Origin of the sequence: Streptomyces apricus (assembly GCF_008369065.1) — a bacterium.
GTDB classification, from domain to species: Bacteria; Actinomycetota; Actinomycetes; order Streptomycetales; family Streptomycetaceae; genus Streptomyces; species Streptomyces apricus.
The window spans coordinates 586,982-605,285 of sequence record NZ_VDFC01000046.1; the positions used below are offsets into that span (position 1 = coordinate 586,982).

The following is an 18,304-nucleotide window of genomic DNA, read 5'->3' on the forward strand; positions in this document are numbered from 1 at the left end:
GCACCCCCGCCTCCCGCAGCGCGGGCAACGCGGCCACGGCCCGCAGCTCGTCCTCCCCCAGCAACGACACGATCGGCAGCAGCGACTCCCACAGGTCCTGCTCGGCGGTGGCCCGGATCAGCGAGTCGAGCCGCGCCTCGGGCTGCGCCGCGGTCAGCGAGGCGATCCGCGCCCGCTGGTCCCCCGCCATGCCGGCGACGGCCAGCGCCTGCGGCCACAGGGCGTGGTCGGCGGCGGCCGCGATGACCGCGGAGAGCCGCTCGTCGTCCAGCAGGGCGACGATGTGCCCGAGCCGCTCGGGGTGGTCGATGACGAACCCCGTACGCAGCAGAGTCGTTTCCTCCAGCCGCGGCAGGATGCTGCGCAGGGCCGAGTCCCGCAGGTGCCCGACGAACCGCCCCATCGTGAGGTGGTCGCCGCGCTCGGCGAGGACGAGGGCGATGCGCACGACGAGGTCGTCGTCCAGCAGGCCCATGATCCCGGCGATCCGGCGCGGGTCGACGTGGTGGCAGCAGCGGGCCGTGAACGCGGCCGGGAGCCGGTCGATGATCTCGGCCGCGCGGCCCGGTTCGAGGCGCCCGGCGAGCGCGGCGGCCAGCCGTGGCCCCAGGGCCTTCTGCGAGATGCCCGCGGCGACCCCGGCGGGCAGCAGCCGCGTCATGCCGGCGACGCGGTCGTACAGCCCGCGGTCGTCGTCGAAGAGCGCGGCGACGGCCCGCTCGCGGAAGAGGCGCACGTCGTCGGCGGGCAGCTCTTCGAGGAAGGCCAGCCGCCCCGGCTCGACGTCCAGCAGCCGGGCGAGCTTCAACGCCTCGGCCCTGCGCCGCAGAACATCACCGTACGCACTGTCACCGTGCGAGCCGTCACCCTGCGAGGCGCCCTCGTGCGGGCCGCCGCCATCCGGGCCGTCACCCTGCGGGACGCCGTCACACGAAGCGCCCTCGTGCAGGACGCCCTCCTGCGGACCGCCGCCGTCCGGGCCGTCACCCTGCGGGACGCCCTGGTGCGAGGCGCCGTCGTGTGAGGCGCCCTCGTGCGGGCCACCGCCGTCCGGGCCGTCACCCTGCGGCACGCCGTGGTGCGAGGCGCCCTCGTGCGGGCCGTCACCCTGCAGGCCACCGCCGTGCGAGGCGCCGTCACGCGAAGCGCCCCCGTCCGAGATCTCCATGCCCGCTACCCCTGCGGAAACAGCATCCGGCGGACGGGTTCCCTGGTCAGGGCCGGTACGAGGGTGAGGGCGTCCTCGACGGCCTCGTCCAGGCCGGACGCCCGCCGCTCCCGGGCCCGGCGCAGCGACCCGGCCAGCAGCAGGGCCTGCGGCCCGTCCAGCGCGGCGAAGCCGTCCGGCAGCGGACCACCCAATTCCGCTCGCAACAGCGCCAGTTCCTCCGCGCTCACAGGCCCTCCCCGGCGCTCACAGACAGTCCACCCGATGCGGCACGGCACCCTGCGGCGATCGTACTCTTTGCGCATGAAACGCGCTGGCCGTCTCCTGTTCGCCCTCGTCCCCCTCGTCGCGGTGGCGGCCTGCTCCGGCGGATCCGGCGCATCCGGCGGGAAGGGCGACGGCGTGCGGACGGAGGCCCGGTCCAGCGCCGCGGCCGCCTCCGGGGCCGAGGGGCTGGACGCGCCGGACAAGAAGGACCTGGCGCAGCGGATCGTGTCCAGCGCGGAGAACTCCAGCCTCGACTGGCGCGCCCAGTACGACTACGTGGAGGACATCGGCGACGGACGCGGGTACACCGCGGGCATCATCGGCTTCACCACCGGTACGCACGACCTGCTCGTCCTGGTCGAGCGCTACACGAAGTCCCACCCGGACAACGCCCTGGCCCGCTACCTGCCCGCCCTGCGGGAGGTGGACGGCTCCGACTCCCACGACGGTCTGGGGGCCGGCTTCGAGGCGGCCTGGAAGGCGGAGTCGAAGAAGCCGGCGTTCAAGCGCGCACAGGACGCCGAGCGGGACCGGGTGTACTTCGACCCGGCGGTCCGGCTGGCGAAGCGCGACGGCCTGGGCGCGCTGGGCCAGTTCGTCTACTACGACGCCATGGTGATGCACGGGCCCGGCACCGACCCCGGGTTCTACGGCATCCGCAAGCGGGCCATGGCCGAGGCGGACACCCCCGCGGAGGGCGGCAGGGAGAAGGCGTACCTGGACATCTTCCTGGACGTGCGCCGCAGCACGATGAAGGAGGAGGGCCGCGACACCTCCCGCGTGGACACGGCCCAGCGCCGCTTCCTCTACGACGGCAACCTGGACCTGGAGACCCCGCTGGAGTGGGAGGTCTACGGCACCACGTACCGCGTGCCCTAGCGCTCCGGTGCGAGGGGATAGCCGCTCACGCCCGCTATTGACGCAGCGGCACACCTCATCGACGTTGAGCACCTCACCACCAGTGGAGGAACGCCGTCGATAGGGGGAGGCATGACAACCGATACGGCCGCGGGTCCGGGGTTCGGCCCGTACCAGGTCGGCCCGGAGGTGCAGGCGGGTCTGGTACAGCTGGCGGGCAAGGGACCGAAGGCCGTGCAGTACACGGAGGTGGACGGGCAGCCCGTCTTCGAGGGCGACATCATCCTCGACCTCATCGAGTCGAAGCAGGTCAACGCCGCCGAGGCGGTGGCGCTGGAGGAGAACGGGGCCATCATTCCCGGCCAGCAGTTCCGCTGGCCGAACGGAGTGGTCCCGTACGAGATCGACGCGGCGCTGCCCGACCAGGCCCGGGTGACCGGAGCGATCGAGCACTGGCAGCGCAACACCCGTGTCCGCTTCGTGCGGCGCACCGCCGACAACCAGGACCAGTACCCGGACTTCGTCCGCTTCCGCCCGGGTTCCGGCTGCAGTTCGTCCGTGGGCAGGCGGGGTGCCGTCCAGCAGATCACGCTGGGCGCGGGCTGTGAGCTCGGCGCGGCCATCCACGAGATCGGGCACGCGGTCGGGCTGTGGCACGAACAGAGCCGGGAGGACCGGGACAGCTTCGTCACCATCAACTGGCAGAACATCGAGCAGGGGTTCGCGCACAACTTCAACCAGCACATCACCGACGGCGACGACGTCGGCGCGTACGACTACCACTCGATCATGCACTACCCGCGCTGGGCGTTCTCCAGCAACAACCAGGACACCATCGTGCCCCTGCAGAACGTCGAGATCGGGCAGCGGGCGGGGCTGAGCCCCGGGGACTGCCTGGCCGTACGGACGATGTACGCGAACCTGGAGTCGGCGGCGCGCTTCTCGGGTGTCCAGTTCTCCGGGCGGGTCGAGGCCGGGCAGGTGGGGCGGTGGTTCACGCACAGCTGGCCGTCGCACTGGTACGTCGTCTGGACCGTGGTGCCGACCGCGCCCGTGGTGGACGGGGACGCGCAGATCGAGAGCAGCGTCCAGGTGACCCGGCAGTCCGGCGGGCTGCTCAAGTACTTCCTGAACATCCGCAACCTGACGGGCGGACCGGTCGACGTCCAGGCCCGCTACGACGTGCTCGGCTGGGGCGCCAACGCCACCTGACAGGGGAGGTCACGTGCAACCGACAGGAATTCAGGCCGTGTCCGAGATCTGGGCCGACGCGGACGACGCCGGCCCCGCGCCGGACCTGGGCGCCGCGTCCGTCACCCCGGCGGGGCTGGTCGTCACCGGGACGGGCAGCGGTATCGGCGGACCCGCGTTCGCGGGCGCCGGGTACGCGCCGCTGGGCGGGGCGGAGGACGGCGGGTCCGTGGGGAACGTCCCCGCGGCGGAGAGTCTCAAGGACGGCGGGGCCGCGCCCGAGGCCCCGGAAGGGGGAGGATCGTGATTCTGGGTGTGCAGTTCCGTGGTCAGGTGCCGGCGAACACGAGCCGGCGGTGGTTCACGCACAGCTGGCCGGAGGCGTGGCGGGTCGACTGGACGGTCGTGCCGACCTGGCCCCTGGTGGACGGCAACGCGCAGGTCGAGTGGAAGGTGCAGGTCGACCGTCAGGCGTCCAGCCTGGTGAAGTACTTCATCGAGATCCGCAATCTGACGGGCGGGCCGGTCGACATCGAGGCCCGGTACGCGGTGCTCAACTCCTGAGCGACGGCGGGTGACGGTGCACGGCGGGAAGGGGTCGGGATGACGACGGTCAGCGGGCAGGTGCTGGTGACGCCCCGTCTCGGCCCCTTCCGGGACGCGGTGCTGCGGGTGCGGGTGCTGGACGTCACGCAGGCGGACGCGCCCGCGCGCGAACTCGCCGCGGTGGTCGTCGAGCACTTCACGTACGACGGGGAGGGCACGGTGAGCGTGCCCTTCCGGCTGTCGGCCGAGTGGGGCGCGCGCCGGCGCGTCGTCGTCGACGCGCACCTGGACCGCTCCGGGAGCGGCACGGTCGACACGGGCGACGCGCTGACCGTGGAGTCGTCGCCGGTGACCCATCAGGAGACCCCGGTGACCGTCCGCCTGCGCCCCGTTCCGCCGCCCGCCTGATCCCCCGTGATTCCCCGTGATCCCCCGTGATCCCCCGTGGCCGGACGCACCACGGCGCCCACCAGGTCCGGTCGGGGACAAGGGCAGGCGCCGCGCTCAGTTCCGTACGCCGTTGTACGGGACGTCTGTTGGGGTGGAGCGTCGGACCGTCGTGGGGTGTCAGACCATCAGCGAACGGTCCGTGGGCCGCACCGGCGCCGGCAGTTCGCTGGCACCGGTCAGGAAGCGGTCGACCCCGCGGGCGGCCGAGCGGCCCTCCGCGATGGCCCACACGATGAGGGACTGGCCGCGCCCGGCGTCACCGGCGACGAACACGCCGGGGACGTTGGTCGCGTAGTCGGCGTCGCGCGCGATGTTGCCGCGCTCGTCCAGTTCGAGGGCGAACTGGGAGACCAGTCCGTTCGCCTGGTCGGTGCCGGTGAAGCCCATGGCGAGGGTGACCAGCTGGGCGGGGATCTTGCGCTCCGTGCCCGGCTTCTGGGTCAGCTTGCCGTCGACGAACTCGACCTCGACGAGGTGCAGCCACTGGACGTTGCCGTCCTCGTCGCCCTCGAAGTGGGTGGTGGAGACGGAGTAGACCCGCTCGCCGCCCTCCTCGTGCGCGGAGGTCACCTTGTAGAGCATGGGGAACGTCGGCCAGGGCTGGTGCGGGGCCCGGTCCGCGCTCGGCTGGGGCATGATCTCCAGCTGCGTGACGGAGGCGGCGCCCTGGCGGTGGGCGGTGCCCACGCAGTCCGCGCCGGTGTCGCCGCCGCCGATGACGACGACGTGCTTGCCCGCGGCGGTGATGGGGGGCGCCACGAAGTCGCCCTCCTGCACCTTGTTGGCGAGCGGCAGGTACTCCATCGCGAAGTGGATGCCGTTCAGCTCGCGCCCGGGGACCGGCAGGTCGCGGGAGACGGTCGCGCCGGCCGCGATCACCACGGCGTCGTAGCGCTTGCGCAGGTCGGTGGCCTTGAGGTCGCGGCCGATCTCGACGCCCGTGCGGAAGCGGGTGCCCTCCGCGCGCATCTGCTCGATGCGGCGGTTGATGTGCCGCTTCTCCATCTTGAACTCGGGGATGCCGTAGCGCAGCAGGCCGCCGACGCGGTCGGCGCGCTCGTAGACCGCGACCGTGTGGCCCGCCCGGGTCAGCTGCTGGGCGGCGGCCAGGCCCGCGGGGCCCGAGCCGATGACGGCGACCGTCTTGCCGGACAGGCGCTCGGGGATCTGCGGGGCGACGTCCCCGCTGTCCCACGCCTTGTCGATGATCGAGACCTCGACGTTCTTGATGGTCACGGGCGGCTGGTTGATGCCCAGCACGCAGGCCGACTCACAGGGGGCGGGGCACAGCCGGCCGGTGAACTCCGGGAAGTTGTTCGTGGCGTGCAGCCGGTCGGAGGCGGCGGACCAGTCCTCGCGGTAGGCGAAGTCGTTCCACTCGGGGATGAGGTTCCCCAGCGGACAGCCGTTGTGACAGAACGGGATGCCGCAGTCCATGCAGCGCGAGGCCTGCGTGGGGATGATCGGCAGGAGGGAGCCCGGGACGTAGACCTCGTTCCAGTCCTTGACGCGCTCCTCGACGGGGCGGGTCCTGGCGACCTCTCGCCCGTGGTTCAGAAAGCCCTTGGGATCAGCCATTGGTCGCCGCCTCCATCATCTTCTCGGTGATAGCGGACTCGTCGAGTCCGGCTCGCTCGGCGGCGTCCTTGGCGGCGAGCACTGCCTTGTACGTGCTGGGGATGATCTTGCTGAACCGCTCGACCGCGGTGTCCCACTCGGCCAGGAGCTTCTCGGCGACGGTCGAACCCGTCTCCTCCTGGTGCCGGCGCACGACGTCGTGCAGCCACTGCCGGTCGGTGTCGTCCAGCGCCTCGACCGCGCCGAGGTTGCCGGCGTTGACGTTGTCGGGGTTCAGGTCGATGACGTACGCGATGCCACCGGACATGCCGGCCGCGAAGTTGCGGCCCGTCTCGCCGAGCACCACGGCGTGGCCGCCGGTCATGTACTCGCAGCCGTGGTCGCCCACGCCCTCGGAGACCACGGTCGCGCCGGAGTTGCGGACGCAGAAGCGCTCGCCGGTGCGGCCGCGCAGGAAGAGCTCGCCGCCCGTGGCCCCGTACGCGATGGTGTTGCCCGCGATCGTGGAGTACTCGGCGAGGTGGTCGGCGCCCCGGTCGGGGCGGACGATCACCCGGCCGCCGGACAGGCCCTTGCCGACGTAGTCGTTGGCGTCGCCCTCCAGGCGCAGCGTGACGCCGCGCGGCAGGAACGCGCCGAAGGACTGGCCGGCGGAGCCGGTGAAGGTGATGTCGACGGTGTCGTCGGGCAGGCCCGCGCCGCCGAACTTCTTGGTCACCTCGTGGCCGAGCATGGTGCCGACCGTGCGGTTGATGTTGCGGATGGCGACCTGGGCGCGGACCGGCTGGGCGTCGGTGGCGCCGGTCGCGTTCAGGGCGTCGGCGGCGAGCTTGATCAGCTCGTTGTCGAGCGCCTTCTCCAGGCCGTGGTCCTGCTGGACGGTCTGGTGCAGGGCCGCGCCCTCGGGCAGCTCGGGCACGTGGAAGAGCGGGGACAGGTCCAGGCCCTGCGCCTTCCAGTGGTCGACGGCGCGGGCGACGTCGAGCACCTCGGCGTGGCCGACCGCCTCCTCGACGGAGCGGAAGCCCAGCTCGGCGAGGATCTCGCGGACCTCCTCGGCGATGAACCGGAAGAAGTTCACGATGTACTCGGCCTTGCCGGAGAACCGGTCGCGCAGGGCGGGGTTCTGCGTGGCGATGCCGACCGGGCAGGTGTCCAGGTGGCAGACGCGCATCATGACGCAGCCGGAGACGACGAGCGGCGCGGTCGCGAAACCGAACTCCTCGGCGCCGAGCAGCGCGGCGATGACGACGTCCCGGCCGGTCTTCAGCTGGCCGTCGGTCTGCACGACGATGCGGTCGCGCAGGCCGTTGAGAAGCAGCGTCTGCTGGGTCTCGGCGAGACCGAGCTCCCAGGGGCCGCCCGCGTGCTTGAGCGAGGTGAGCGGGGAGGCGCCCGTGCCGCCGTCGTGGCCGGAGATCAGGACGACGTCCGCGTGCGCCTTGGAGACGCCCGCGGCGACCGTGCCGACGCCGACCTCGGAGACCAGCTTCACGTGGATCCGCGCCTGCGGGTTCGCGTTCTTCAGGTCGTGGATCAGCTGGGCGAGGTCCTCGATGGAGTAGATGTCGTGGTGCGGCGGCGGGGAGATGAGCCCCACGCCCGGCGTCGAGTGCCGGGTCTTCGCCACCCACGGGTACACCTTGTGGCCGGGCAGCTGGCCGCCCTCGCCGGGCTTGGCGCCCTGGGCCATCTTGATCTGGATGTCGTCCGCGTTGACCAGGTACTCCGAGGTCACGCCGAAGCGGCCGGAGGCGACCTGCTTGATCGAGGAGCGGCGCGCCGGGTCGTACAGGCGGTCCGGGTCCTCGCCGCCCTCGCCGGTGTTGGACTTGGCGCCCAGCTGGTTCATGGCGATGGCGAGCGTCTCGTGGGCTTCCTTGGAGATGGAGCCGTAGGACATGGCGCCGGTGGAGAAGCGCTTGACGATCTCGCTGACGGGCTCGACCTCGTCGAGGGGGATCGGCGCGCGGCCCGAGTCGAAGCCGAACAGGCCGCGCAGCGTCATCAGCCGCTCGGACTGCTCGTTCACGCGGTCGGTGTACTTCTTGAAGATGTCGTAGCGGTTGCTGCGCGCCGAGTGCTGCAGGCGGAAGACCGTCTCCGGGTCGAACAGGTGCGGCTCGCCCTCGCGGCGCCACTGGTACTCGCCGCCGATCTCCAGGGCGCGGTGGGCGGATGCGATGCCGCTGGCCGGGTACGCCTTGGCGTGGCGGGCGGCGACCTCCTGGGCGACGACGTCGATGCCGACGCCGCCGATCTTGGTGGCGGTGCCGCTGAAGTACTTCTGCACGAAGGCCGCGTCGAGGCCGACGGCCTCGAAGACCTGGGCGCCGCGGTAGGAGGCGACGGTGGAGATGCCCATCTTGGACATGACCTTGAGGACGCCCTTGCCGAGGGCGTAGATCAGGTTGCGGATGGCCTGCTCGGGCTCGATGCCGGGCAGGAACGTGCCGGCCCGGACCAGGTCCTCGACGGACTCCATCGCCAGGTACGGGTTGACGGCGGCGGCGCCGAAGCCGATGAGGAGGGCCACGTGGTGGACCTCGCGGACGTCGCCGGCCTCGACCAGCAGGCCCACCTGGGTGCGCTGCTTGGTGCGGATGAGGTGGTGGTGGACGGCCGCGGTGAGCAGCAGCGAGGGGATCGGCGCGTGCTCGGCGTCGGAGTGCCGGTCCGACAGGACGATCAGGCGGGCGCCGTTCTCGATGGCGGCGTCGGCCTCGGTGCAGATCTCCTCGATGCGTGCGGCGAGGGAGTCGCCGCCGCCGGAGACCCGGTACAGGCCGGAGAGCGTGGCGGCCTTCATGCCCGGCATGTCGCCGTCGGCGTTGATGTGGATGAGCTTGGCCAGCTCGTCGTTGTCGATCACCGGGAAGGGCAGGGTGACGCTGCGACAGGACGCGGCGGTCGGCTCCAGGAGGTTGCCCGCGGGGCCGAGGGAGGAGCGCAGCGAGGTGACGAGCTCCTCGCGGATGGCGTCCAGCGGCGGGTTGGTGACCTGGGCGAACAGCTGGGTGAAGTAGTCGAAGAGCAGCCGCGGACGCTCGGAGAGGGCGGCGATGGGCGAGTCCGTGCCCATGGAGCCGAGCGGCTCGCCGCCGGTCTTGGCCATCGGGGCGAGGATGACGCGCAGCTCTTCCTCGGTGTAGCCGAAGGTCTGCTGGCGGCGGGTGACCGAGGCGTGGGTGTGCACGATGTGCTCGCGCTCGGGCAGGTCGGAGAGCTCGATCTCGCCGGCTTCCAGCCACTCGGCGTACGGGTTCTCGGCGGCCAGGCCGGCCTTGATCTCGTCGTCCTCGATGATGCGGTGCTCGGCGGTGTCCACGAGGAACATGCGGCCGGGCTGCAGGCGGCCCTTGCGGACGACCTTCGCGGGGTCGATGTCCAGGACGCCGACCTCGGAGCCGAGGACGACCAGGCCGTCGTCGGTGACCCAGTAGCGGCCGGGGCGCAGGCCGTTGCGGTCGAGGACCGCGCCGACCTGGGTGCCGTCGGTGAAGGTGACGCAGGCCGGGCCGTCCCAGGGCTCCATCATCGTGGCGTGGAACTGGTAGAAGGCGCGGCGGGCCGGGTCCATGGAGTCGTGGTTCTCCCACGCCTCCGGGATCATCATCAGCACGGAGTGCGGCAGGGACCGGCCGCCGAGGTGCAGCAGCTCCAGGACCTCGTCGAAGGAGGCGGAGTCGGACGCGTCGGGCGTGCAGACCGGGAAGATCCGCTCCAGGTCCTTGTCGGCGCCGAAGAGGTCCGAGACGAGCTGGGACTCGCGGGCGACCATCCAGTTGCGGTTGCCCTTGACCGTGTTGATCTCGCCGTTGTGCGCGACGAAGCGGTACGGGTGGGCGAGCGGCCAGCTCGGGAAGGTGTTGGTGGAGAACCGGGAGTGCACGAGCGCGATCGCGGAGGCGAAGCGGCGGTCGGACAGGTCCGGGAAGAAGGGCTCCAGCTGGCCGGTGGTCAGCATGCCCTTGTAGACGATGGTGCGGGCGGAGAGCGAGGGGAAGTAGACGCCGGCCTCGCGCTCGGCGCGCTTGCGCAGCACGAACGCCTTGCGGTCGAGGTCGATGCCCTGGCTGGATCCTCCCCCAGACTCCGTCCGGGAGGTGCCCCCAGCCACGAACACCTGCCGGAAGTGCGGCATCGTCGAGCGGGCGGTGGCGCCGAGCAGACCGGGGGCGACCGGGACCTCGCGCCAGCCGAGGACGGTGAGGTCCTCCTCGGCGGCGATCGTCTCGATCCGTGAGACGGCTTCGGCGGCGGTCTCCTCCGGGAGGAAGGCGATGCCGACCGCGTACGCGCCCGCCTCGGGCAGCTCGAATCCGGCCACCTCGCGGAAGAAGGCGTCGGGCACCTGGGACAGGATTCCCGCGCCGTCCCCGGAGTCGGGTTCCGAGCCGGTCGCGCCGCGGTGCTCCAGGTTGCGGAGCACGGTCAGCGCCTGCTCGACCAGCGCATGGCTCGCCTCACCGGTGAGGGTCGCCACGAAGCCGACGCCGCAGGCGTCGTGCTCGTTACGCGGGTCGTACATCCCCTGCGCGGCAGGGCGAGCATCCATGAAGGACCAGTTCTGGCCATTCGCGGAGTGCTGGGACGGCTGGCGCGGCGTACGCATCGGCTCTCCCGTCGTCGTCGTGGCATATGCATAGAGCAGAGGGACGACGTTGGCCCTGAGCGAGAGGTGCAAAATTTCGTGCAGGTTACATGATGGAACGGTTCTCGTGAACCGGATACCGCGTTCCATCATGCGGACGCCGTGGGTCGCGTCGGGGAGCACCGCTCGTGGCGGCTGGAAGGGGGAACCTTTCCGGACAGATCGATGACCGGCGGTCCCGGTGCGGCGGGCAACGTCACCCATCGCGTGTGATGTACGGCTTGCTGTGCGGCTCACGGTGCGGTGCGGGCGTCATTGCCCGAAGCGCTTACGGGTCATGCCCAGTGGTTAAGCGTTCGAAACCGCCGAGTAACGGCTACTTATGCAGTCCCTTGCATAGCTGCTCGACCAGGCGGTACCGGTCATCCTACGGCCGTTCCGAACAGGCTGCCCAGGGCGTACGTCACACCGGCGGCGGCCCCGCCCAGCGCGAGCTGCCGGAGCCCGCTGAACCACCAGGACCTGGCGGTCACCTTGGCCACGATCGCGCCGCAGGCGAAGAGCCCGACGAGCGCGAGCAGCAGGGCCGGCCACAGGGTGGTGGCGCCCAGCAGGTACGGGAGGACGGGGAGCAGGGCGCCCAGCGCGAACGCGCCGAAGCTCGACACGGCGGCGACACCCGGCGAGGGCAGGTCGCCGGGATCGATGCCCAGCTCCTCGCGCGCGTGGATCTCCAGCGCCTGCTCCGGGTCCCTGGACAGCTGCCGGGCGACCTCACCGGCGAGGGCGCTGTCCACGCCGCGGGCCTCGTACAGCAGGGCCAGCTCGCGCTCCTCGTCCTGCGGGTGCTTCCTCAACTCACGCCGCTCGACGTCGAGTTCGGCCTCGACGAGTTCGCGCTGCGAGGCGACGGAGGTGTACTCGCCCGCGGCCATGGAGAAGGCGCCGGCGGCCAGGCCCGCGAGGCCGGTGATGACGACGGTCCGGTGGGAGACGTCGCCGCCCGCCACACCGGTCATCAGCGCCAGGTTGGAGACGAGGCCGTCCATCGCGCCGAAGACGGCCGGGCGCAGCCACCCGCCGTTGACGTCGCGGTGGGTGTGGTTGTCGCGGTGCGCCTCGTGCAGCGCCGCCTCGGTCTCGATGAGGGCCATGCGGGGGTCTCCCAGGATGCTCGACGGAGTACTCGCCACTTGTTCGAGCACTTCTACTTTTGGACAACGTCCAAGTTACGTCGTCCATTCCGTCCCCGCCAGCAAGGAAGGCCGTACTTACCTGCGACGATGCCCTCTTCCGCCCGTCCGTGGAGACACGCGGAAGGGGCGCCCCGAGAGCTCGGAGCGCCCCTTCCGCGTATGCGCGAGGGTCAGGACTTCTTGGCCGACTCGGCCTCGGCCCCGGTCTTGTCCGCAGTCTTGTCCTCGGCCTCGTCCTTCGTCCCGGCCTTGTCCTCCGCCTCGGTCTTCGCCCCGGCGTCCTTGACGTCCTTGACGTCCTCGGCGTCCCCGGTCTCCGTCTTCTCCTCGTCGGAGTCGGCGGTCGCGGTGTCGTCCTTGCCGGTGCCGTCCTTGCCGGTGTCGTCGTCCGCGGCGCCCGGCTCGACGACCTCCTCGCGGCCCGGCCTGCGCCGCGCCGACAGCACGATGTAGAGCACGGCGAGGAGGAAGACCACGATCGCGGTCCAATTGTTCAGGCGCATGCCCAGGAAGTGGTGGGCCTCGTCGACCCGCATGTACTCGATCCAGAAGCGGCCTACGCAGTACGCGGCGACGTACAGCGCGAAGGCCCGCCCGTGGCCGAGCCTGAAGCGGCGGTCGGCCCAGATGACCAGGACCGCGACACCGATGCACCACAGCGACTCGTACAGGAAGGTCGGGTGGTAGTAGCCGGGCTCCCGGCCGTCCGTCACGGACGTGATGTGCAGCGCCCAGGGCAGGTCCGTCTCGCGCCCGTACAGCTCCTGGTTGAACCAGTTGCCCCAGCGGCCGATGGCCTGCGCCAGGGCGATGCCGGGGGCGAGGGCGTCGGCCCACGCCGGCAGCGGGATGCCACGGCGGCGGCAGCCGATCCAGGCGCCCACCGCGCCGAGCGCGATGGCCCCCCAGATACCGAGGCCGCCCTCCCAGATCTTGAAGGCGTCGACCCAGTCCTGACCCTCGCTGAAGTACAGCTGGTAGTCGGTGACGACGTGGTACAGCCGCCCGCCGACGAGGCCGAACGGCACGGCCCACACGGCGACGTCCGCCACGGTGCCGGGCCGGCCACCGCGCGCGATCCAGCGCCTGTTGCCGAGCCAGACGGCCACGAAGACACCGATGATGATGCAGAACGCGTAGCCACGCAGCGGAATGGGGCCGAGGTGCAGCACACCGCGCGAAGGACTGGGGATGTAGGCAAGTTCCATGGCGGGGTCGACGCTACCCTGCCGGGCGCCACGTACGGCAACCCGCCCGGGCTACGGGTCCATAACGAGACCGGCGGCCGGCCCGCTCAGCCCTTGTCCGCCTGCTGCACCATCCGCTTCAGCTTCGCCGGGGTCATCGACCGGTCCTGGTAGATGTTCTTCCCGTTCAGCAGGACCGTCGGGGTGCCGCTGAACCCGCCCTTCTGGAAGGCCTCGTGGGACTTGGCGACCCAGCTGTTGTGCGTGCCGTCCTCGACGCACTTCTCGAACGCGCCGGTGGCGAGCCCGTCGACCTTGCCTGCCAGCTCGATCAGCCTGCTGTTCTTCGCGTACGCGTCGTCCGTCTCGGCGGGCTGGTTCTCGAACAGCACGTCGTGGTACTCGGGGAACTTCCCGGCGTCCTGGGCGCAGGCCGCGGCGTTGGCCGCGTGCACGGAGCCGCTGCCTCCCATGTTCCCGTCGATCAGGGTCGCGAGGTGGTACTCGACCCTGAGCTGTCCGGAGTCCGTCAGCTCGTGAATCGTCGAGCGGTACCCGTCCTCGAAGCCCTTGCAGGCCGGGCAGCGGAAGTCCTCCCACACGGCGAGGGTCGACTTCGCGCTCTCCTCGCCGACGGGGATGGCGAGGCCGTCCTCGCCGTTGGCCCCCGAGGGGGCCGTCAGCGGGCCCGCGGTGTCCGGCTTGTCCTTGCCGGCGTTCGCGGCCACCACGCCGATCACCCCGGCCAGGGCCAGCACGCCGACGACCGCCCCGCCCACCACCAGGACCCGGCGGCGCTTCTCCGCCTTCTTCTGCTTGTCTCGCTCTTCCGCCAGCCGCTCGCGGGCGGTGCGCTTTCCCTCACGGTTCTTCTCGCTCACATCCCGCAGAACGAACCGGGGAGGCGCACCGCGCCTCCCCGGCCCCAGGTCCACCCGTTCGAGTGACCAGAGCGTCCCTTCCGCAGTTGTGTGCGTACGTCCGCAGCCGCGTGCGTACGCCGCTACGCGTGGGCGCCGCGCACGCCCTCGGCCAGGTCCGCGGCGAGGGCGCGCACGGCGTCCAGGCCCGCGGCCTCGTCGGGGGCGTCCAGCATCAGTTTCACGAAGGCCGAGCCGACGATGACGCCGTCGGCGAAGCCGGCGACCTCGCGCGCCTGTTCGGCGTTCGAGACGCCGAGGCCGACGCAGACCGGCAGGTCGGTGGTGGCCTTGGTGCGCCGGACCAGGTCCTGCGCCTGGTCGCCCACGGACTCGCGGGTGCCGGTGACGCCCATCAGCGAGGCCGCGTACACGAAGCCGGAGCCCGCCGCGGTGATCTCGGCGAGCCGGGCGTCCTTGCTGCTGGGGGCGACGACGAAGACGGTCGCGAGACCGTGCTTCTCGGCGTGCTCGCGCCACAGCCCCGACTCCTGCACGGGCAGGTCGGGCAGGATGCAGCCGGCGCCGCCCGCCTCGGCCAGCTCGGCGGTGAACCGCTCGACGCCGTAGCGGTCGATCGGGTTCCAGTAGGTCATCACGAGGACGGGTTTGCCGGTGGCCGCGTACGCCTCGCGGACCGTGCGCATCACGTCCGCGATCCGGACGCCGCCGCGCAGGGCGATGTCGTCGGCGGTCTGGATGACGGGGCCGTCCAGGACGGGGTCGCTGTGCGGCAGCCCGACCTCGACGACGTCCGCGCCGCCCTCGAAGACCGCCTGGATCGCGGCGATCCCGCCGTCGACGGTCGGGAAGCCGGCGGGGAGGTACGCCACGAGGGCGGACCGCCCCTCGGCCTTCGCCCCGGCCAGCGTGTCGCTCAACAGCTGTACGTTGCCGCTCACTTGGCGTCCCCCTCGATCTCGGCGGTGTCGGCGTCGGCGTCCGCCTCGACGACGGCGTCGGTGTCGTACAGGCCGAAGTAGCGGGCGGCCGTGTCCATGTCCTTGTCCCCGCGGCCGGAGAGGTTGACGACGATCAGCCCGTCCGGGCCGAGCTCCCTGCCGACCTCCAGGGCCCCGGCGAGCGCGTGGGCGCTCTCGATGGCCGGGATGATGCCCTCGGTGCGGGAGAGCAGGCGCAGGGCCTGCATGGCCGCGTCGTCGGTGACGGCCCGGTACTCGCCGCGGCCGCTGTCCTTGAGGTAGGCGTGCTCGGGGCCGATGCCGGGGTAGTCCAGTCCGGCCGAGATGGAGTACGGCTCGGTGATCTGGCCCTCGTCGTCCTGGAGGACGTAGGAGCGGGAGCCGTGCAGGATGCCGGGCTCGCCCGCGGTCAGCGTGGCCGCGTGCTCGCCGGTCTCGACGCCGTGCCCGGCGGGCTCGCAGCCGATGAGGCGTACGTCCGCGTCCGGGATGAAGGCGTGGAAGAGGCCGATGGCGTTCGAGCCGCCGCCCACGCAGGCGACGGCCGCGTCGGGCAGGCGACCCGCGCGCTCCAGGATCTGGCGGCGGGCCTCGACGCCGATGACGCGGTGGAAGTCGCGGACCATCGCCGGGAAGGGGTGCGGGCCCGCGACCGTGCCGAACAGGTAGTGCGTGCGGTCGACGTTGGCGACCCAGTCCCGGAACGCCTCGTTGATGGCGTCCTTCAGGGTGCGGCTGCCGGACTTCACGGCGACGACCTCGGCGCCGAGCATCCGCATCCGGGCCACGTTGAGGGCCTGGCGCTGCGTGTCGATCTCGCCCATGTAGATGGTGCAGTCGAGGCCGAACAGGGCGCAGGCGGTGGCCGTGGCGACGCCGTGCTGGCCGGCGCCGGTCTCGGCGATGACGCGGGTCTTGCCCATGCGCCGGGTCAGCAGGGCCTGCCCCAGCACGTTGTTGATCTTGTGGGAGCCGGTGTGGTTGAGGTCCTCCCGCTTCAGGAACACCCGGGCGCCGCCGGCGTGCTCGGCAAAGCGCGGGACCTCGGTGAGGGAGCTGGGGCGGCCGGTGTAGTGGACGAGCAGGTCGTCCAGTTCACGGCCGAACTCGGGGTCGGACTTCGCCTTGTCGTACTCGACGGCGACCTCGTCCACGGCGGCGACCAGCGCCTCCGGGATGAATTTCCCGCCGAACGCGCCGAAGTACCCCTCGGTGTTCGGGACGTGGCCCTCGGGGTCGGGAATGAAGAACTCGCTGGACATACGGATACCTCGCAGGGGCGTCGGCCCCGGGATGGGTCGGAAGGGGGTCACGTAGGTCTCACCTGCGGTCCGGCAGCGCCCCTTGAGGGGCGCGGGGAACGGCGCGACAAGCCCCCACCGGCCCGCAGACATACAACGGGCATCCGGCGGAACGCTCGGGCGCGGCTCAGCTCACCGCAGGTGACACGCGCCGACGCCATCGCATGCCGTTCACCTGCCCCGGCTCGTCGCCGATGACGTACCGCACCCGCCGCCCGTGCACGCGCCGCGCGGGCGCCCGGCAGCCGCGCGGACGGCAGCCGCGGGCGAGCCGGGCGTAGGGTCCGCGGGCCTCCGAGGAGCCCTGGGTGCGGTCGGCGGGCATCGGGGGTGTCAGCCCCGTCCGTGCCGCAGCGCGGGGTGCGCGCCGGCGGCGACCAGGTCCGAGACGGCGGTCTTCGGGTCGCGGCCGGTCACCAGGGACTCCCCCACCAGGACGGCGTCGGCGCCGGCGTTGGCGTAGGCGATGAGGTCGTGCGGGCCGCGGACCCCGGACTCGGCGATCTTCACGATGTGGGCGGGGATCTCGGGGGCGACGCGCTCGAAGGTGCCGCGGTCGACCTTGAGGTCCTTGAGGTTGCGCGCGTTGACGCCGATGACCTTCGCCCCGGCGGCCACCGCCCGGTCGACCTCCTCCTCGTCGTGGACCTCGACGATCGGCGTGAGCCCGATGGACTCGGCGCGCTCGACGAGCGACTCCAGGGCGGGCTGGTCGAGGGCGGCCACGATCAGCAGGGCGAGGTCGGCGCCGTACGCGCGGGCCTCCCACAGCTGGTACGACGTGACGATGAAGTCCTTGCGCAGCACCGGGATGTCGACCCGGGCCCGGACGGCCTCCAGGTCGGCCAGCGAGCCGCCGAAGCGGCGCTGCTCGGTGAGCACGGAGATGACGGCCGCGCCGCCCGCCTCGTAGTCCGCGGCGAGGGCGGCGGGGTCGGCGATCGCGGCGAGGGCGCCCTTGGACGGGCTGGAGCGCTTGACCTCGCAGATGACCTTGACGCCGTCGCCGCGCAGGGCCGCGACACCGTCCTTGGCAGGCCGGGCCTTCGCCGCGCGCTCCTTGAGCTCGTCGAGGCTGACGCGCGCCTGCCGCTCCGCGAGGTCGGCACGGACTCCGTCGATGATCTCGTCGAGCACACTCACGCGAGCGGCCCCCTTCCCTGACGGTGAACGGTTGCAGCGGTTCTGCGGTGGAGCTGTTCCGGTGGACCCGGTCGTGCCGCTCGGGCGTGACCGGGGGTCACTGCGATGGTATCCGCAGGACGGGCCGGGCCTGACATCCGGTTGACGCCGGTCCCACTACCTGGACGTCCGCCGGTTGATCAAGGGTGGAGCCAGCCACCGAACGGCAGGTTCCGGACAACGGTGAAGACCAGCAGCAACGCGCCCGCCGTCCACCGCAGCGCGGGCCCGGGATCGATGCGCAGCGGCCGTCCCCGGGCCGCGCGGACCACCCAGACGGTCCACAGGGCGGCGCACACCAGATAGCCCAGTACGGCGACCGCGTTGGCCCCGAGGGCCGCGCCGAGGTCACCGTGGGCGACGGCGTACGCGCTGCGCAGGCCGCCGCAGCCGGGGCAGTACAGGCCCGTGTACCGGAACAGCGGGCAGGCCGGGTAGTGGCCGGGTTCGTTCGGGTCGACGGCGGCGACGTACGCGAAGGACGCGGCGACGGCCCCCAGGACCCCGGCGGGCACGGCGAGGCGCCGCGGCAGGGAGCCGGGAAGGGGTGCCGCCCCGTGGGCTTCGGCGTTCACTCGTCGCATTCTGCCGCGCCGGGGCGGGCGCCGCACGTGGCGGGAGGCGGGTCCGGCGCGCCGTCGGCGGCCGGGTCCGCCTCCTGCGGGGCGCGGGTCAGTTCCCGGCGGCCGGCGTCACGTCGTGGACGGGGTGCGTGCCCTTCGGCTGGCCGAGGCCCGCCGCGCGCATGGCCATGCCGACCACGCCGCCGAGGGCGACGATGACCATGCCGGCCCAGAAGCCCACGGGGCTGGCCATCACCATGAAGGCACCGGAGACGCAGAACCCGATGAAGGCGATGATGACACCGGTCCAGGCGGCCGGGGTGTGACCGTGGCTGCTGCCCGCCATGACATGCTCCTATTTGCTGAAAGAAGATGAACCA

General features: G+C 71.9%; 18 protein-coding genes. 5 read left to right on the top strand and 13 right to left on the bottom strand.

What is annotated here, in order from left to right; translation table 11 throughout:
* Together FGF04_RS40160 and FGF04_RS22720 are read right to left on the bottom strand one after the other, a co-directional pair.
* A partial coding sequence (locus FGF04_RS40160) for a hypothetical protein (protein WP_188114181.1) occupies positions 1-1,168 on the bottom strand: 1,168 nt, incomplete at its 3' end.
* Positions 1,169-1,173: 5 nt separating this feature from the next.
* Positions 1,174-1,398, bottom strand: a complete 225-nt coding sequence (locus FGF04_RS22720; protein WP_149513131.1) for a hypothetical protein — start codon at positions 1,396-1,398, stop codon at positions 1,174-1,176.
* A gap of 73 nt (positions 1,399-1,471) precedes the next feature.
* On the opposite strand from FGF04_RS22720, the gene FGF04_RS22725 reads away from it, so the two are divergent.
* The 5 genes from FGF04_RS22725 (at position 1,472) to FGF04_RS22745 (ending at position 4,438) form a co-directional block, all read left to right on the top strand.
* A complete protein-coding gene (locus tag FGF04_RS22725) occupies positions 1,472-2,314 on the top strand; it encodes a chitosanase (RefSeq protein WP_149513132.1) in 843 nt (280 codons plus the stop codon).
* A 111-nt stretch (positions 2,315-2,425) separates the two neighbouring features.
* Positions 2,426-3,505 (top strand): Dot/Icm T4SS effector Zinc-dependent metalloprotease LegP, encoded by a 1,080-nt coding sequence (gene legP / locus FGF04_RS22730; protein WP_149513133.1) that lies wholly within the window; start codon positions 2,426-2,428, stop codon positions 3,503-3,505.
* A gap of 37 nt (positions 3,506-3,542) precedes the next feature.
* Positions 3,543-3,791 carry a hypothetical protein gene (locus FGF04_RS22735; protein WP_149513134.1) on the top strand — a complete coding sequence of 83 codons (249 nt, stop codon included), beginning with the start codon at positions 3,543-3,545 and terminating at the stop codon, positions 3,789-3,791.
* A complete protein-coding gene (locus tag FGF04_RS22740) occupies positions 3,788-4,048 on the top strand; it encodes a hypothetical protein (RefSeq protein ID WP_149513135.1) in 261 nt (86 codons plus the stop codon). Before FGF04_RS22735 ends, FGF04_RS22740 begins: the two co-directional genes overlap by 4 nt.
* Before the next feature lie 39 nt (positions 4,049-4,087).
* Positions 4,088-4,438 carry a YbaY family lipoprotein gene (locus FGF04_RS22745; protein ID WP_149513136.1) on the top strand — a complete coding sequence of 117 codons (351 nt, stop codon included), beginning with the start codon at positions 4,088-4,090 and terminating at the stop codon, positions 4,436-4,438.
* Between the two features lie 159 nt (positions 4,439-4,597).
* Here FGF04_RS22745 and FGF04_RS22750 read toward each other — a convergent pair whose 3' ends face one another.
* From FGF04_RS22750 to FGF04_RS22800, 11 genes are all read right to left on the bottom strand, one after another.
* Entirely contained in the window at positions 4,598-6,058 is a 1,461-nt protein-coding gene (locus FGF04_RS22750) for a glutamate synthase subunit beta (protein WP_149513137.1), read from the bottom strand.
* Entirely contained in the window at positions 6,051-10,673 is a 4,623-nt protein-coding gene (gltB, locus tag FGF04_RS22755) for a glutamate synthase large subunit (protein ID WP_149513138.1), read from the bottom strand. The genes FGF04_RS22750 and gltB overlap by 8 nt, the downstream gene beginning before the upstream one ends.
* A 401-nt stretch (positions 10,674-11,074) precedes the next feature.
* Positions 11,075-11,806, bottom strand: coding sequence for a VIT1/CCC1 transporter family protein (locus tag FGF04_RS22760; RefSeq protein ID WP_149513139.1), 732 nt, complete (start codon positions 11,804-11,806; stop codon positions 11,075-11,077).
* Positions 11,807-12,018: 212 nt separating this feature from the next.
* A complete protein-coding gene (gene lgt / locus FGF04_RS22765) occupies positions 12,019-13,056 on the bottom strand; it encodes a prolipoprotein diacylglyceryl transferase (protein WP_149513140.1) in 1,038 nt (345 codons plus the stop codon).
* Between the two features lie 86 nt (positions 13,057-13,142).
* Entirely contained in the window at positions 13,143-13,916 is a 774-nt protein-coding gene (locus tag FGF04_RS22770) for a DsbA family protein (RefSeq protein WP_188114182.1), read from the bottom strand.
* A 122-nt stretch (positions 13,917-14,038) separates the two neighbouring features.
* The gene (trpA, locus tag FGF04_RS22775; RefSeq protein WP_149513142.1) at positions 14,039-14,857 is read right to left on the bottom strand and encodes a tryptophan synthase subunit alpha; all 819 of its coding nucleotides are present in this window, start codon (positions 14,855-14,857) and stop codon (positions 14,039-14,041) included.
* The gene (gene trpB / locus FGF04_RS22780; RefSeq protein ID WP_149513143.1) at positions 14,854-16,140 is read right to left on the bottom strand and encodes a tryptophan synthase subunit beta; all 1,287 of its coding nucleotides are present in this window, start codon (positions 16,138-16,140) and stop codon (positions 14,854-14,856) included. Before trpB ends, trpA begins: the two co-directional genes overlap by 4 nt.
* Positions 16,141-16,306: 166 nt before the next feature.
* A complete protein-coding gene (gene trpM / locus FGF04_RS41870; RefSeq protein WP_149513144.1) occupies positions 16,307-16,504 on the bottom strand; it encodes a tryptophan biosynthesis modulator TrpM in 198 nt (65 codons plus the stop codon).
* Between the two features lie 8 nt (positions 16,505-16,512).
* Entirely contained in the window at positions 16,513-17,322 is an 810-nt protein-coding gene (trpC, locus tag FGF04_RS22790) for an indole-3-glycerol phosphate synthase TrpC (protein WP_149513145.1), read from the bottom strand.
* A 179-nt stretch (positions 17,323-17,501) separates the two neighbouring features.
* Positions 17,502-17,945: a DUF2752 domain-containing protein gene (locus FGF04_RS22795; RefSeq protein WP_149513146.1), complete on the bottom strand. Its 444-nt coding sequence runs from the start codon at positions 17,943-17,945 to the stop codon at positions 17,502-17,504.
* An 88-nt stretch (positions 17,946-18,033) separates the two neighbouring features.
* Positions 18,034-18,270: an HGxxPAAW family protein gene (locus FGF04_RS22800; RefSeq protein ID WP_149513147.1), complete on the bottom strand. Its 237-nt coding sequence runs from the start codon at positions 18,268-18,270 to the stop codon at positions 18,034-18,036.
* Between the last annotated feature and the right edge of the window lie 34 nt (positions 18,271-18,304).

Coding starts and splice junctions, on each gene's coding strand:
- lgt (WP_149513140.1), bottom strand. CDS start 13,056: ATGGAACTTGCCTACATCCCCAGTCCTTCGCGCGGTGTGCTGCACCTC.
- trpB (WP_149513143.1), bottom strand. CDS start 16,140: ATGTCCAGCGAGTTCTTCATTCCCGACCCCGAGGGCCACGTCCCGAAC.
- FGF04_RS22800 (WP_149513147.1), bottom strand. CDS start 18,270: ATGGCGGGCAGCAGCCACGGTCACACCCCGGCCGCCTGGACCGGTGTC.
- FGF04_RS22795 (WP_149513146.1), bottom strand. CDS start 17,945: ATGCGACGAGTGAACGCCGAAGCCCACGGGGCGGCACCCCTTCCCGGC.
- FGF04_RS22745 (WP_149513136.1), top strand. CDS start 4,088: ATGACGACGGTCAGCGGGCAGGTGCTGGTGACGCCCCGTCTCGGCCCC.
- FGF04_RS22725 (WP_149513132.1), top strand. CDS start 1,472: ATGAAACGCGCTGGCCGTCTCCTGTTCGCCCTCGTCCCCCTCGTCGCG.
- trpM (WP_149513144.1), bottom strand. CDS start 16,504: ATGCCCGCCGACCGCACCCAGGGCTCCTCGGAGGCCCGCGGACCCTAC.
- FGF04_RS22750 (WP_149513137.1), bottom strand. CDS start 6,058: ATGGCTGATCCCAAGGGCTTTCTGAACCACGGGCGAGAGGTCGCCAGG.
- legP (WP_149513133.1), top strand. CDS start 2,426: ATGACAACCGATACGGCCGCGGGTCCGGGGTTCGGCCCGTACCAGGTC.
- gltB (WP_149513138.1), bottom strand. CDS start 10,673: ATGCGTACGCCGCGCCAGCCGTCCCAGCACTCCGCGAATGGCCAGAAC.
- FGF04_RS22760 (WP_149513139.1), bottom strand. CDS start 11,806: ATGGCCCTCATCGAGACCGAGGCGGCGCTGCACGAGGCGCACCGCGAC.